The organism is Polynucleobacter sp. AP-Elch-400A-B2 (genome assembly GCF_018688355.1).
Taxonomy (GTDB): Bacteria; Pseudomonadota; Gammaproteobacteria; order Burkholderiales; family Burkholderiaceae; genus Polynucleobacter.
In genome coordinates, this window is sequence record NZ_CP061317.1 from 1,493,067 (window position 1) to 1,506,206 (window position 13,140).

General features: G+C 46.5%; 16 protein-coding genes. 5 read left to right on the forward strand and 11 right to left on the reverse strand.

Going from position 1 to position 13,140, the window contains the following annotated elements:
* Positions 1-22 precede the first annotated feature (22 nt).
* A complete protein-coding gene (gene clpB / locus FD977_RS07710; RefSeq protein WP_215304701.1) occupies positions 23-2,617 on the reverse strand; it encodes an ATP-dependent chaperone ClpB in 2,595 nt (864 codons plus the stop codon).
* A 63-nt stretch (positions 2,618-2,680) separates the two neighbouring features.
* Between clpB and FD977_RS07715 the strand changes: the two genes are divergently transcribed.
* A complete protein-coding gene (locus FD977_RS07715) occupies positions 2,681-2,974 on the forward strand; it encodes a GIY-YIG nuclease family protein (protein WP_251369464.1) in 294 nt (97 codons plus the stop codon).
* A 15-nt stretch (positions 2,975-2,989) separates the two neighbouring features.
* Here the strand turns inward: FD977_RS07715 and FD977_RS07720 are convergent, their stop codons facing one another.
* The 5 genes from FD977_RS07720 to FD977_RS07740 form a co-directional block, all read right to left on the reverse strand.
* The gene (locus FD977_RS07720; protein ID WP_215304703.1) at positions 2,990-4,399 is read right to left on the reverse strand and encodes an exonuclease domain-containing protein; all 1,410 of its coding nucleotides are present in this window, start codon (positions 4,397-4,399) and stop codon (positions 2,990-2,992) included.
* 14 nt (positions 4,400-4,413) lie between these two features.
* The gene (locus tag FD977_RS07725) at positions 4,414-4,875 is read right to left on the reverse strand and encodes a tetratricopeptide repeat protein (RefSeq protein ID WP_215304704.1); all 462 of its coding nucleotides are present in this window, start codon (positions 4,873-4,875) and stop codon (positions 4,414-4,416) included.
* 26 nt (positions 4,876-4,901) lie between these two features.
* Complete coding sequence (locus FD977_RS07730; protein ID WP_215304706.1) at positions 4,902-5,468, reverse strand: Rrf2 family transcriptional regulator; 567 nt, start codon at positions 5,466-5,468, stop codon at positions 4,902-4,904.
* Between the two features lie 99 nt (positions 5,469-5,567).
* On the reverse strand, positions 5,568-5,996 hold the full coding sequence (locus FD977_RS07735) for a DUF2244 domain-containing protein (RefSeq protein ID WP_215304708.1): 429 nt from the start codon (positions 5,994-5,996) through the stop codon (positions 5,568-5,570).
* A gap of 26 nt (positions 5,997-6,022) precedes the next feature.
* Complete coding sequence (locus FD977_RS07740) at positions 6,023-6,175, reverse strand: hypothetical protein (RefSeq protein ID WP_215304710.1); 153 nt, start codon at positions 6,173-6,175, stop codon at positions 6,023-6,025.
* A 111-nt stretch (positions 6,176-6,286) separates the two neighbouring features.
* On the opposite strand from FD977_RS07740, the gene FD977_RS07745 reads away from it, so the two are divergent.
* Together FD977_RS07745 and FD977_RS07750 are read left to right on the forward strand one after the other, a co-directional pair.
* Entirely contained in the window at positions 6,287-6,934 is a 648-nt protein-coding gene (locus FD977_RS07745; protein WP_215304712.1) for an LON peptidase substrate-binding domain-containing protein, read from the forward strand.
* 4 nt (positions 6,935-6,938) lie between these two features.
* On the forward strand, positions 6,939-7,808 hold the full coding sequence (locus tag FD977_RS07750; RefSeq protein WP_215304713.1) for an oxygenase MpaB family protein: 870 nt from the start codon (positions 6,939-6,941) through the stop codon (positions 7,806-7,808).
* Here FD977_RS07750 and FD977_RS07755 read toward each other — a convergent pair.
* Entirely contained in the window at positions 7,801-7,989 is a 189-nt protein-coding gene (locus FD977_RS07755) for a hypothetical protein (protein WP_215304715.1), read from the reverse strand. The two genes, FD977_RS07750 and FD977_RS07755, sit on opposite strands and share 8 nt — an antisense overlap.
* A gap of 91 nt (positions 7,990-8,080) precedes the next feature.
* On the opposite strand from FD977_RS07755, the gene FD977_RS07760 reads away from it, so the two are divergent.
* Positions 8,081-8,704, forward strand: coding sequence for an alpha-ketoglutarate-dependent dioxygenase AlkB (locus tag FD977_RS07760; RefSeq protein WP_215304717.1), 624 nt, complete (start codon positions 8,081-8,083; stop codon positions 8,702-8,704).
* Complete coding sequence (locus FD977_RS07765; protein WP_215304719.1) at positions 8,701-9,690, forward strand: NAD(P)/FAD-dependent oxidoreductase; 990 nt, start codon at positions 8,701-8,703, stop codon at positions 9,688-9,690. Before FD977_RS07760 ends, FD977_RS07765 begins: the two co-directional genes overlap by 4 nt.
* Positions 9,691-9,697: 7 nt before the next feature.
* Here the strand turns inward: FD977_RS07765 and moaE are convergent, their stop codons facing one another.
* Genes moaE through thrC form a run of 4 tightly spaced genes read right to left on the reverse strand, consistent with a single transcriptional unit; the run spans position 9,698 to position 13,138 of the window.
* Positions 9,698-10,156 (reverse strand): molybdopterin synthase catalytic subunit MoaE, encoded by a 459-nt coding sequence (moaE, locus tag FD977_RS07770; RefSeq protein ID WP_215304721.1) that lies wholly within the window; start codon positions 10,154-10,156, stop codon positions 9,698-9,700.
* A 1-nt stretch (position 10,157) separates the two neighbouring features.
* Positions 10,158-10,415, reverse strand: coding sequence for a molybdopterin converting factor subunit 1 (moaD, locus tag FD977_RS07775; RefSeq protein WP_215304723.1), 258 nt, complete (start codon positions 10,413-10,415; stop codon positions 10,158-10,160).
* Between the two features lie 18 nt (positions 10,416-10,433).
* Positions 10,434-11,663, reverse strand: a complete 1,230-nt coding sequence (gene glp / locus FD977_RS07780) for a gephyrin-like molybdotransferase Glp (protein WP_215307101.1) — start codon at positions 11,661-11,663, stop codon at positions 10,434-10,436.
* A 32-nt stretch (positions 11,664-11,695) separates the two neighbouring features.
* Positions 11,696-13,138 (reverse strand): threonine synthase, encoded by a 1,443-nt coding sequence (thrC, locus tag FD977_RS07785; protein WP_215304725.1) that lies wholly within the window; start codon positions 13,136-13,138, stop codon positions 11,696-11,698.
* Between the last annotated feature and the right edge of the window lie 2 nt (positions 13,139-13,140).

Below are 13,140 nucleotides of genomic sequence, written 5' to 3' on the forward strand. Positions count from 1 at the left end.
TTCCTGCTAATTTACTAATGAATTACTTGCTAAAGCTGAAATCGCCGTTCTGATCAACGCCCACAGGAACAGTGTCCTTAGGGCCAAACTTGCCTTCCAAGATCATCTTGGAAACTGGATTCTCGATATATTGCTGAATCGCACGCTTGAGTGGTCTCGCTCCGAATACAGGATCAAAGCCGACTTCCGCAATCTTACTTAAAGCAGCATCGCTCACATCCATCTGCATATCGATCTTAGCCAAACGATCTGACAAGTTTTTGAGTAAGATCTTTGCGATATTAGCGATATTGCCTTTATCTAAACCGTGAAAGACTACGATCTCATCAATTCGGTTTAAGAACTCAGGACGGAAATGACTCTTTAGTTCTTCAAATACCGCTTCTTTAATTTCCAACTGTTTCTTACCCACCATCGACTGAATCAGATGTGAGCCAATATTACTAGTCATCACAATCACAGTGTTCTTAAAGTCTACGGTACGACCTTGACCATCCGTTAAGCGGCCATCGTCCAATACTTGCAAGAGTACATTGAAGACATCCGGATGCGCTTTTTCAATCTCATCAAATAAGATGACGCTATATGGATGACGACGTACTTGCTCAGTGAGGTAACCACCTTCTTCGTAGCCTACATAGCCTGGAGGCGCGCCGATTAAACGGGCAACGCTATGCTTCTCCATAAACTCACTCATATCAATACGAATGAGGTGATCTTCACTGTCAAATAAGAAACCAGCTAAGGCTTTACAAAGCTCAGTCTTACCAACGCCAGTAGGTCCTAAGAATAAGAATGAACCATAAGGGCGATTCTCTTCAGAAAGACCTGCACGGGAACGGCGAATAGCATCAGACACCGCACGTATAGCCTCTTCTTGGCCCACTACGCGCTGATGTAATAGCTCCTCCATCTTGAGCAACTTATCGCGCTCACCCTGCATCATCTTCGATACCGGGATACCCGTAGCACGAGAAACTACTTCAGCAATTTCTTCTGCACCGACTTGGGTACGTAAGAGCTTGTTCTTCACTACGCCATCTTTACTTCCTTTTGCCTCCGCTGCCGCAGCAGACTTCAGCTTTGCCTCGAGCTCGGGTAATTTGCCATATTGCAATTCTGCAACTTTCTCTAGCTTTCCCTCACGCTGTAACTTATTGATATCTGCGCGAACTTTTTCGATCTCCTCTTTGAGATGAGCCGCGCCTAATACAGCACCTTTTTCCGCTTTCCAGATTTCCTCTAAATCAGCATACTCAGCACCCAAGCGCTTGATCTCATCTTCAATCAAGCCAAGACGTTTTTGCGAAGCTTCATCTTTTTCCTTCTTCACCGCTTCACGCTCAATCTTGAGTTGAATGAGACGGCGCTCTAGCTTATCCATGACCTCTGGCTTGGAATCAATCTCCATCCGAATGCGTGAGCCAGCCTCATCAATGAGGTCGATAGCCTTATCTGGCAAGAATCGATCGGTAATGTAGCGATGAGACAACTCTGCCGCAGCCACGATGGCAGGGTCAGTGATCTCAATACCATGGTGAAGCTCGTAACGCTCTTGTAAACCGCGCAAGATGGCAATAGTCGCTTCCACGCTAGGCTCTTCTACCATCACTTTTTGGAAGCGGCGCTCGAGTGCGGCATCTTTCTCAATGTACTTGCGGTATTCATCTAGGGTGGTTGCGCCGATGCAATGCAACTCACCGCGTGCCAGAGCAGGTTTGAGCATATTACCGGCATCCATTGCGCCATCGCCCTTACCTGCACCCACCATCGTATGAATCTCATCAATAAAGATGATGGTTTGACCCTCGTCCTTAGCAACATCACTCAGAACAGCCTTAAGACGCTCCTCGAATTCACCACGGTACTTGGCGCCCGCCAGTAACAAAGCCATATCCAATACAAGGACACGCTTGTTCTTGAGAGTTTCAGGAACTTCACCGTTGACGATACGTTGGGCTAAGCCCTCAACAATAGCAGTCTTACCAACACCTGGCTCTCCAATGAGGACCGGATTGTTCTTACCGCGACGTTGCAGAATCTGGATGGTGCGACGAATCTCATCATCACGACCAATCACAGGATCGAGCTTACCCATACGAGCCCGCTCAGTTAAATCAATGGTGTATTTCTTTAAGGCCTCACGTTGACCTTCAGCGTCCGCACTATTCACTGACTCTCCTCCACGCACTAAATTAATAGCTGCTTCTAACGATTTACGATTTAAACCATTCTCACGAGCAATCTTGCCGAGCTCACCTTTATCATCTGCCACCACCAACAAAAATAACTCGCCAGCAATAAATTGGTCATTACGCTTATTGGCTTCTTTTTCGCATAAGTTCAGCCAGTTACTTAAATCACGGCCCACCTGAACCTCACCACTAGTGCCCTGCACTTCTGGGAGATTAGCAATGAGCTTCTCGGTTGCCTTCTCAAGACCCGGTACGTTAACGCCAGCGCGTGTCAATAAACTCTTGGCACCACCATCTGAGTCACGCAGCATTGCTAGTAGCAAATGGGCTGGCTCGATATATTGATTGTCTTTTGCTAAGGCAAGGCTTTGCGCCTCACTGAGGGCCTCTTGAAACTTTGTAGTTAATTTATCTATTCTCATTCTTTACCCTATTCAGTCTGAATATTTTTTATTGGTATCTATCTATAGAATATAGGGACATTCTTGGTAATTTCAAGTGTGCTACGCCCATTTTTAAGTGAACTGAACCCTATTTTGACCTGGCTTGTTTACCTTCTAGAGTGCTCTGATGGCAGCTATTACGCTGGCATTACAAACCGCTTAGAACATCGTTTAGCAGCCCATAATTCAGGGGAAGGTGCTCGTTATACAAGGGCTCGCAGACCAGTCGTCCTTTTGGCAAGCCAAGAGCACCCAGATCGATCTGAGGCGTCTAAAGCTGAAGCTAGATTGAAGAAGCTAGCTAGATCAGAAAAGCTGGGATTTTTTAAAGCCTAGGCTTTTAGTGGCTATTTAGACTGTGTCTTTGACTGCTAGAGGAATCACCTGGCTCTTGAAGCTTCCAGCCAGGGCTTTTTTCAAGATCTTATAAATATCTAGATCAAACTCAGCTTCCCCTGAATCAGCCAACTCATAGAGCTCTTCTTCGTTGATCGCCGTACCTAAATAACGCCAACGATCCACCACATGCATATGACCTGCCTCTTTTACTGCCACTGGTCCAGGATATGGCCAGACTTGCACCTGAAATAATTCCAGAGCAGTTTTGAGTTGAAGATTGTGTAACTCGATAGGAGAGCCTCCAATACAAGCGCCACCACATTGCTTTACTTGATAACCAAAGCAAGCCTTACCTTCAATGCGTTTCTCCAGACCGAGCAGCGCCTCACAGAGGCGATATTTTTTTGCAATTGCCTTAAGGTAAGCATTGGCCTCTCGCTTACTATAGAACAAGCCAAATAAGTTTTCTTGAATACCGGGATCCAATTCGCGATGACCTACTAGATGCGGAGTAAGTACACCATCCTCAGCAAGCTCCAATTTCCAGGCGCAGAGATCTTTTGAGCGGCGCAATTTGATGTTCATGCTAGGCATGCGCTCTTTAATGAGTCGGGATTCTAAAATTAATGCGCCCAACTCTCCGCTAGTCTCAATCCAATCGATATCCCTGACTTGCATCGAGAGCTTCATTTCCTTACGCTGGGTGAGCGCCCCTTGAAAATGACCCATCACTCTGCTGCGTAGAGAAATACTTTTGCCGATATACAGTGGGATTTGATTCTCACCATAAAAAATATAGCAACCCGGCTTTTCTGGAATCGAATCTATCAGTGCTTTATCGATATTGGGCGGTAAGCTTGGATTACCAATGAGTTGATTAACCGCCTTGAGAAGCGCTTCACGCCCCAGCTTTTCTTCACAAACTCGCCAGAACTGAAGCAATAAATCAGCGTCACCCAATGCACGGTGCCGTGCGCTAATTTTGAGGCGGTGGGCACTAATGATGGTGTCGAGATTGTGCCTTGCCTGATCGGGAAAGAGTAAACGGGAGAGCTTTACGGTACAAAGAACTTTAGGCTTAAAGCCGATGCCCACCCGCTTAAACGATGCCTTCAAAAATCCATAATCAAAACGGGCATTGTGGGCTACAAAAATCTTGCCCTCGAGCTCGCGAGCGATCTCTGTCGCTAAGCCCTCAAAAGCAGGCTGCTGACGAACCATCTCGGGCCGAATGCCCGTCAAACTTTGAATATTCTGCGGAATAAATGTTTGGGGATTAATGAGGCTTTCCCAAATCTCTATCTGATCATGGATCAGCGATTTGATACCAACTTCCGTAATGCGGTCGCGCTCGAAGTTTGAGCCCGTAGTCTCAATATCAACAAATGCTAATGGAGGATATTCATAAGCACTTGATGACATGAGCGGTTGAGAAATTACTTTTTACCTTGATACTTGGCAATACTCTCTTTGAGGTCACTGTACTCTTCACAACCAAAAAAGCAGGCCTTATTAAGTCTTGCTAGCATTGCCTCCGCTCCAGGCAAGTCCTTCTTCATCAAAAGTAGCTCACCGTAGTACTCCAAAGCTGATCTATGGCTTGGATCGATTTTCAAGGCTGCCTGGTAATACTTTTCAGATGCAGCCAAATCTGGCGGCTGCTTTTTACGCAAGCTGTATCCCATTAGGTTATTCCAGTCTGCAGAGTTAACTTCATTAGCAGACTGCAATTGCTTTAATGCTTGCTCATAATTATTGGATTTGATGCTGGCCCGGGCATCCGTTAGCCAAGCTGGGTCAGATTTAGTCGGAGCGGTGTCAGCAGCTACAGAAACTATCCACGGTGCTGTTACCAGCAAAATAGATGCCAATAGCTTGCTAGCGAAATTCCATTTCATTGCCTGCATCATAAAGATCCTTGTTGTTATCCTGCTTTATGTAAGTAGTCACCAAAACTAAAAATGGAGTTTGGTCCTAAAGGCACATCCTCCACTTTCTTAAATGGCGCCTTGATTACTCTCTGTACTTCGCCTTTGGAAGGCTTTTCAACTCTGAAGTCGGAATAAACAAAAGCCTGACGCTCGGGAGCGGTTTTAGCTTCGCTAAATCGCGGCACATAATCTTTAATGGCATCTGATAGGTTCACGCTGGCCATACAGCTGAGCATGTAAGCCTCTAGAGATTGGTATAGCTCGCTAGCGATATCACAAGCCTCAACTTTGCGCTTTTTGATGTAATTCATCGCCAGGACCACATCTTTGATGGTGATCATGCGGGGATCCTGCAACAGCGTGTAACCCCCGTTGCGGCCCTTAGTACCCTTCACGATTCCCGCTGCACGCAATGCGCTGAGTAAGAGCTCTATTCTGCTCACCGACAATTTTTGGCGCTGAGCCAGCTCTAAGCCAGTAACCGGCTGAACACCATTGGAATGGGATGCAATATCAACCAAGGTATTGAGTGCGGCTTTTACTGCTGTATTAACGTTCATGGTGGATTTAGCAAATATGTTGAATTAGATAAAGTATCGAGTTGAATCCATATTTCTGCTGAGTGCCAAGCTTTAACCCTTTTGAACTTATGGTTGTAGTCAACCCAAGTAAGGCCGTAGCTCAGCAATCAGACTTTTAAATTGCTCGCGCCTCAGAAACTGGCCAACCTCAACCCGCTGATCCGTCTGCTCAATAAAAAATACCTTTTGGTGCTCGTCTGGGTGCGAGAGTCTGACCCAGTGTGTATTAAATTCAGTTACTGACTCTTTGTAGGCAATGAATTTTCTGACCAGCAAACGGGTACCGCTGATTTCTATCTCCTCAAAATCCAAGGCATGTCGACAGTAAACCAAAAAACCGGCGGTGACCGCAGTCAACTCTATTGCAGTAAAGATGAGAATAATTTTTACGCCAACCAATAAAAAACCAGTGGCTACAGTTAAGGAAAGGCAAACTAGCGCGATATAGAACTTGAGCAATTGACTGGGAGTCAATGCACAATTTCGCCTCATCTTCCAGATTTTCATTATCGGATAGGGGTAAGGCTTGCTGACTAGTGCTTAGTAGATTGCGCTTGTTTAGCCTTTTCCAGCTGATCCGCACTGCGCTGCTGAAAATCAACCATGGAGTGGTAACCCATTTGGTAGCAAGGACAATGCTTACCTAAAATCCAGCGTGCGAGCTTAACCCGTAATTTTTGAATCATGTTTACTCTCCTGTGATTAGGTCTATTTTGGCCGAAATTCAGGATTACTGCTGAACACGCTGCCATTTTGACTACTCAGCAAACTAAATGTAAATCCTTTAAATTAAACGCATGACAACATCCTCTTTGACAACCCGCTGGATCCCACTTTTTCCCTTGGGAACTACCCTCTTTCCGGGCGGAGTGATTGCCCTCAAAATCTTTGAAGCGCGCTACCTAGATATGATGAAGCGTTGCCTACGTGAAGACACGCCTTTTGGGGTTATCAGCATTCTCGATAACAAGCCAATTGAATCGAATGCCGATGCAGTGGCCAACTTTTCAAATATTGGCACACTGGCGAAATTGGAAGAGTTTGATGCGATTCAACCCGCCCTGTATATGACCAAATCTTATGGAACGCAACGCTTTAAAGTGCTCAATATTAAGCAAGAATCTGATGGCTTGTGGATGGGCGAAGTTGAACTAATTGATGCTGACCCAGAGATACCGTTAGCAAAAGAACATGAAAAGGTAGCTGCGCTTTTGAATGAGATTATTTCTGTCATCAAAAATGAAGATTTACTGGGTGAAGATGCGTTCAAAATGCCGATGAACCAAGATGACTGTGGCTGGGTATCCAACCGATTGGCTGAACTCTTACCACTTCCCCCGGCCCAGAAGAACCACTTACTTGCTCAAAGCAATCCCAGAATCCGACTCGATTTAATTTCCGAAATCATTGAGGATGATGGCTTACGCAATATCGTGATTCATTAAGCAAATGATTGAGGAGCTCATTCGTCGGTCAATTCGAGAAATGGTGGGCGGTGGCGGTCCACCTGTCGCATTTTTGGAGCCTGCGGGCGATAGAGGCTTGTTTGGCCCGGAGTCTATCGCTTGGAAGGTACATGCAGATTTCATTTCCATGATGATCGGTGGCATTAGCTCGCTAGTACTACAAGCTCTTCATCCAAAAGCGCTCGCTGGCGTATGGGATCATTCCAGCTTTAGACAAGACCTGAAAGGCAGACTAGGAAGAACGGCGTTCTTCATTGCCGCAACCACCTATGGCTCACAGGACATGGCGGATAAGGCTATCAATCGCGTTAATCAAATTCATCAAAAGGTCACTGGGTTTGATGAATTCAATCAACCCTATAGAGCGGATGATCCAGAGCTACTTGCATGGGTTCACTTAACAGAAACTCGCAGTTTTATGTGCTCTTATGAGTCATACCGCAGTGAAGCTCTTAGCACAAAGCAAAAAGACCAGTACTTTACAGAAATGAAAATGCTAGGAGAAAGATTGGGAGCGATCGATCTACCCGACACCTATGCTGGTACGGAGCAAGCTATCAGGCAATATATTCCCCAACTTCATTACGGCGAGAGAGCCAAAAGCATTATTGGGATGCTAGATAACTTTCCCAGTAACCTCAGCGCTAAACCTTTCGTAAGAATGATCAGTCGGGCAGGCTTTCTGAATTTGCCCGATTGGGCATATCCGATTATTCAACGACCTCTGCCAAGCCAGCTAGAGCACCTAGCAGTGCAATCTGCTATTCGAGTGATGGCAATTCCTGTAAGGGAGGCTCTGAAAGATGGTGTAGCTGCTCACTCGCTCCGCAGAGTTTACGGATCAACTAAATAAGCGGGTCCTGGGATTCAGGTTTAGAGCCTGTAGATTCAGAATCGGTGGGCTGGCTTTTTGCTGACATCAGCGGTGGCGCACTCATTTTCTCGCCATCCCACACTTGGCCACACCAGCATTCTCCTGCTTCATTAATAATGCAAACCCCTGAGCCGCAGCAACGTTTATCGGGTGCTTTCATAATCAACCTCTTAGTCCTGAAAAATCCTTAATGCAGTCTATTCTAGAGTTTTTATTGAAATAACGTACAACCCCAGCCTTACCAGTAAAAAATGCAAAGTCCCTTATTCGACCCCCCAGAATCGTCCGACCCAATCTGCCTATTGGAGAGGGATGGTCGGGCTGAATACTTCAGTCATTTTTACAAAGCAGATGAATCTGATCATTTTTTTGAAAGCCTGCTGCACTCCCTCATTTGGAAAACAGATCAGATTAATATGTTTGGTAAGTTAGTAACTACCGCGAGAAAAGTTGCTTGGGTGGGAGATCCCGAATGTCGTTATACCTACTCGGGTATCGAAAAAATTCCTCAGGCCTGGACGGAAGAGTTGCTTCAAATCAAGCACCAACTTGAAACAGTGACGGGCTATAGCTACAACTCTTGCTTACTCAATCTGTATCACAATGGGGATGAAGGTATGGGCTGGCATAGTGATAATGAAAAAGAGTTGGATAGCACAAGCCCTATCGCATCAATCAGCTTGGGTGCTACACGTAAATTTGCATTTCGTCACAAGCAGGATAAAACGACTGTGTCGGTATTTCTTGAGCACGGTAGCCTTCTCATCATGCACGCCCCTGTTCAAGATTACTGGCATCACAGTCTTCTCAAAACGAAGACAGTCACGAGTCCTCGAATTAATCTAACCTTTCGAAAAATACTTCCCAGAATATGAACAGTAGCAAAGCAATTAATCAGGTAGCGGTCATTGGCGCAGGAATTGCAGGCCTTGCTTGTGCAAGCGAGCTACGGTCATATGGCATATCAGTAGATGTCTATGAAAAAAGTCGCGGTCCTAGTGGGCGCATGAGTACGCGGCGCACACAAGAATGGTCTGCTGATCATGGTGCCCAGTACTTTACTGCTAGAGATCCACGATTTATTGAGGAAGTGCAAAGCTGGGTACTGGCCGGCACTGCTGCTATTTGGAAACCGAAACTCAAGGTGTATGAGGCTAAGGCATGGCGTGAAAGTCACTCACAAGACATTCGCTATGTTGGTACTCCTTATATGAATTCACCAGGCAAGCATCTTGCTGAGGGTCTCTCTATTCAATATGAGAGAACCATTTCCGAGTTAGAGCGCAGAGATGGTAAATGGCATCTGCAATGCAGTGAAGCCAATGAGATTACAACACTATATGATTTTGTAGTCTTGGCTATACCCGCTCCTCAGGCAAGCGCCCTGCTTAAGCATCTGGATAGTGGAGCTGCTCATATCGCTGACTCGGCGCAGATGAATGCCTGCTGGACCATGATGGCAAATTTTCCACATCAGCTCAATGTGGAATTTGATGCAGCATTTATTAATCAAGAAATCATTAGCTGGATTTGTCAAAACGGATCAAAGCCAATGCGTCAGGGAGGTGCATGGACGATCCATGGCAGCCCTCACTGGAGCCAAGACAATGTTGAGTTAAGCAAAGAACAGGCTCAAGACCAAATGCTGCAGTGCCTGACAACGCTAGGTTTTAATTATGAGGATGCTGAGATCAGTATGCACCGCTGGCGCTATGCCAGTGGAGGTCTAGAAAATAGCGTTGGATTTTTATCACTGCCTAATATTGGCTTGGGGCTTTGTGGAGACTGGCTCAATGGCGGCAGAGTCGAAGGTGCCTGGCTCAGCGGTTTTAATCTAGCTTTAGCACTCAAACAGGCATAAAACTAGATTAACTCCAGCGTGCCATTGCAGCATCGTCAGTCACGCGGGCGTCAACCCACTTACTGCCTTCGGGCGTCGCCTCTTTTTTCCAAAATGGTGCCGCCGTTTTGAGGTAATCCATGATGAACTCACAAGCAGCAAATGCTTCACCTCTATGGGCACTGGTAACTGCCACTAGAACAATTTGATCTTCAGGCAGAAGTGGTCCTACCCGATGGATGACTAGCGTCTTATAAAGATCCCAGCGGCCTCTAGCTTGCGTGATGATTTCTTCTAGGGATTTTTCTGTCATACCGGGGTAGTGCTCTAGAGTCATGCCCTGAACATGACTACCGTCATTCATATCTCGGACTGTACCTAGAAAAGTCACCACTGCGCCCACTCGGGGATCATTCTTGCGCAGGGCCTTCACCTCGGTTGTTAGATCAAAGTCAGCCTCTTGAATACGGATGAAATCATTCTGCATCTTAGCCGCCAGTAACCGGAGGAAAGAAAGCCACCTCAGCCCCCTCCACCAGCGCAGTAGAGTCACTCACCATCTCTTGATTTAAGGCGCAACGAATCACTTTGTTGCTTGCTAACACTTCAGTCCAAGGATTGCCTCGTTGAGCAAGGAGGTTTCTTAAGTCGGCAATGGTTTTTACCTCTGGTGGAGCAGCAAGACTCTCACTAGAAAGTCCAAGACCCTCTCTTAAGGAGGCAAAGAATCGTAATTCGAGTTTCATATCAGAATCGTAATACGACTAGGAAAGAAGTGCACTAAATGGAATGTACTTCACCATATCGCCCGCTTTTAATGCTTGGCCCGGCGGACAGTCTACTAAGCCATCCCCCCAAGAGGCGCTAGTAAGCACCCCAGAGCTTTGATTGGGGAATAGATCCAATCCACCCTGCACGTTGATCTTGACCCTTAGAAACTCATTACGGCGATCAGCCTTCAGCCAATCAAAGTCGGCACGCATAGGGTAAGACTGCGGTAAACCTGCATCTCGCCCTTGTAACTTGAGAATAAATGGGCGTACAAATAATAAGAAGGTCACAAAACTGGATACCGGGTTACCAGGTAAACCAATAAACCAAGTTTCCGCATTACTTTGTGAACTATCTGATTTACGCACAGCGCCAAAAGCCAAAGGCTTGCCGGGCTTCATCGCAATCTGCCAGAGGTCTAGCCTGCCTTCAGCGGTAACTGCTGGCTTGATGTGATCTTCCTCGCCAACGGAGACGCCGCCTGATGTAATGATTAAGTCATGGTCTTTGCTAGCCTTGCGAAGCGTTTCTTTAGTAGCCTCAAGACTATCAGGAACAATCCCAAAGTCTGTGGCATCGCAGCCCAAAGATTGAATACACGCTAATAGCGTGTCGCGATTGGAGTTATAGATACCACCTGGTTTTAGTGGCTCACCCGGCAGAGACAGCTCATCACCAGTGAAAAATGCAGCAACTCTCACTTTACGTTTTACAGTTAAATGCGTTAGGCCGGCAGAGGCTGCAACTCCAAGCTCCTGAGGTCGGAGATAAGTCCCTGCCGTAAGCGCTACTTTGCCAGCAGTCAGGTCTTCACCTCTGCGACGAATCCATTGACCTGATATTGGTGAGATATTGACTTGGACTTGCTTGCTTGCTCCTTCTGGAATAGAGCAATCCTCTTGCATCACCACGGCATCAGCACCCGGAGGAACTGGGGCGCCAGTAAAGATTCTGGCAGCAGTACCAGGCTCAAGCTGAGTTCCCATGGATCCCGCCGCAATGCGTTGTGCAATTGTGAGTGTTTGACCTGGGGAGCTGGTATCCGCTGTGCGCACTGCATAACCATCCATCGAGGTGTTATCGAGTGGAGGTACATCTACAAGGCTATTTACATTCTCCGCAAGTACACGACCCAGAGCAACTTGCATTGCAAGTGTTTCAGTTTCGTGCAGGGGCTTTGCATGAGAAAGTAAGTGATCTAAAGCCTGCTGAGCAGTCAACATCGGAGGCTTAGCCATGGCAATTGATTTCTGAGTTAATTAGTGTGAGCAGTAATGAAGTTTTTAACTTGATCGACATCGGCCTCGATATTTTCAACGCGCTGTGGCTTTGACTTGATATCTTTAAATGCTGGCGGGCATTCTGCTGGGCGCCCCAATGCTATTTCAATCGTTTCTTCGAACTTAATGGGCAAAGCAGTTTCTAACACAATCATAGAAATACCTGCCTGCAAGTGTTCGCGTGCAACCTTCACGCCATCTGCTGTGTGTGTATCAATCATCACGCCATACTGCGCATCAACATTACGAATCGTTTCTAGGCGATTGTCATGGGTACTGCGGCCAGATTGAAATCCATACTGCGCAAGGCCTTTAAAGACAGCGTCTTTAGAAATATCAAAGCCACCAGCTTGATCGACCTGCTTGAACATAGCTGCAGTAGCTTTGCCGTCCTTGCCCATGAAATCAAATACAAAGCGCTCAAAGTTGCTCGCCTTAGAAATATCCATAGACGGGCTAGAGGTATGCAGAGTTTCAGCAGACTTTCGTGCACGATAAACGCCGGTGCGGAAGAACTCGTCGAGAACATCGTTCTCATTCGTGGCAGCAATCAAATGCGCAATTGGCAAACCCATCATGCGGGCAATATGACCAGCGCAGATATTGCCAAAGTTGCCAGAGGGTACTGTGAATGACACTTTTTCATCGCTAGATTTTGTAGCCAGCAGATAGCCCTGGAAGTAATACACCACCTGAGCAACCACACGACCCCAGTTAATGGAGTTGACCGTACCAATTTGGTGATTCGCTTTAAAGCTATGGTCGTTACTCACTGCTTTAACAATATCTTGACAATCGTCAAATACACCAGCAACTGCTAAGTTAAAGATATTGGGATCTTGCAGAGAATACATTTGGGCAGACTGGAATGAGCTCATCTTGCCACGTGGTGAAAGCATAAATACCTTGACGCCCTCTTTGCCACGCATTGCGTATTCAGCAGCACTTCCAGTATCCCCGGATGTCGCGCCCAAAATATTGAGCTCCTGACCATTCTTCTTTAAGGCGTATTCAAAGAGATTGCCGAGAAACTGCATCGCCATGTCTTTAAATGCCAATGTGGGTCCATTAGACAAGCCAAGCAGACCAATACGTGTGCCCTGCTCTTCACCCAACCAATGCAATGGCGTGATGTCTTTAGCGTTATCTTCTTTGCGGCCATTGCAGTAGACCTGCTCCGTGTAAGTCTTACGCAATAGAGCACGCAGATCTGCCTCTGGAATGTCGTCGCAATACAGACTTAAGACCTCATAAGCGAGATCGGCATAGGGCATGCCACGCCAAGCATCTAACTGCGCTTTAGTGACTTGCGGATACTCTGTCGGCAGATATAAGCCGCCGTCTGGCGCCAATCCGCCAAGCAGAATTTCTAAAAAGGATTGCTGTGGGCTATTGCCCCGAGTAGATTGGTAACGCATGT

What these genes read in the sequence shown, in the direction of transcription:
- clpB (WP_215304701.1), bottom strand. Translation starts at nt 2,617, where the DNA reads ATGAGAATAGATAAATTAACTACAAAGTTTCAAGAGGCCCTCAGTGAG.
- FD977_RS07720 (WP_215304703.1), bottom strand. Translation starts at nt 4,399, where the DNA reads ATGTCATCAAGTGCTTATGAATATCCTCCATTAGCATTTGTTGATATT.
- FD977_RS07725 (WP_215304704.1), bottom strand. Translation starts at nt 4,875, where the DNA reads ATGAAATGGAATTTCGCTAGCAAGCTATTGGCATCTATTTTGCTGGTA.
- FD977_RS07730 (WP_215304706.1), bottom strand. Translation starts at nt 5,468, where the DNA reads ATGAACGTTAATACAGCAGTAAAAGCCGCACTCAATACCTTGGTTGAT.
- FD977_RS07735 (WP_215304708.1), bottom strand. Translation starts at nt 5,996, where the DNA reads ATGAAAATCTGGAAGATGAGGCGAAATTGTGCATTGACTCCCAGTCAA.
- FD977_RS07740 (WP_215304710.1), bottom strand. Translation starts at nt 6,175, where the DNA reads ATGATTCAAAAATTACGGGTTAAGCTCGCACGCTGGATTTTAGGTAAG.
- FD977_RS07745 (WP_215304712.1), top strand. Translation starts at nt 6,287, where the DNA reads ATGACAACATCCTCTTTGACAACCCGCTGGATCCCACTTTTTCCCTTG.
- FD977_RS07750 (WP_215304713.1), top strand. Translation starts at nt 6,939, where the DNA reads ATGATTGAGGAGCTCATTCGTCGGTCAATTCGAGAAATGGTGGGCGGT.
- FD977_RS07755 (WP_215304715.1), bottom strand. Translation starts at nt 7,989, where the DNA reads ATGAAAGCACCCGATAAACGTTGCTGCGGCTCAGGGGTTTGCATTATT.
- FD977_RS07760 (WP_215304717.1), top strand. Translation starts at nt 8,081, where the DNA reads ATGCAAAGTCCCTTATTCGACCCCCCAGAATCGTCCGACCCAATCTGC.
- FD977_RS07765 (WP_215304719.1), top strand. Translation starts at nt 8,701, where the DNA reads ATGAACAGTAGCAAAGCAATTAATCAGGTAGCGGTCATTGGCGCAGGA.
- moaE (WP_215304721.1), bottom strand. Translation starts at nt 10,156, where the DNA reads ATGCAGAATGATTTCATCCGTATTCAAGAGGCTGACTTTGATCTAACA.
- moaD (WP_215304723.1), bottom strand. Translation starts at nt 10,415, where the DNA reads ATGAAACTCGAATTACGATTCTTTGCCTCCTTAAGAGAGGGTCTTGGA.
- glp (WP_215307101.1), bottom strand. Translation starts at nt 11,663, where the DNA reads ATGTTGACTGCTCAGCAGGCTTTAGATCACTTACTTTCTCATGCAAAG.
- thrC (WP_215304725.1), bottom strand. Translation starts at nt 13,138, where the DNA reads ATGCGTTACCAATCTACTCGGGGCAATAGCCCACAGCAATCCTTTTTA.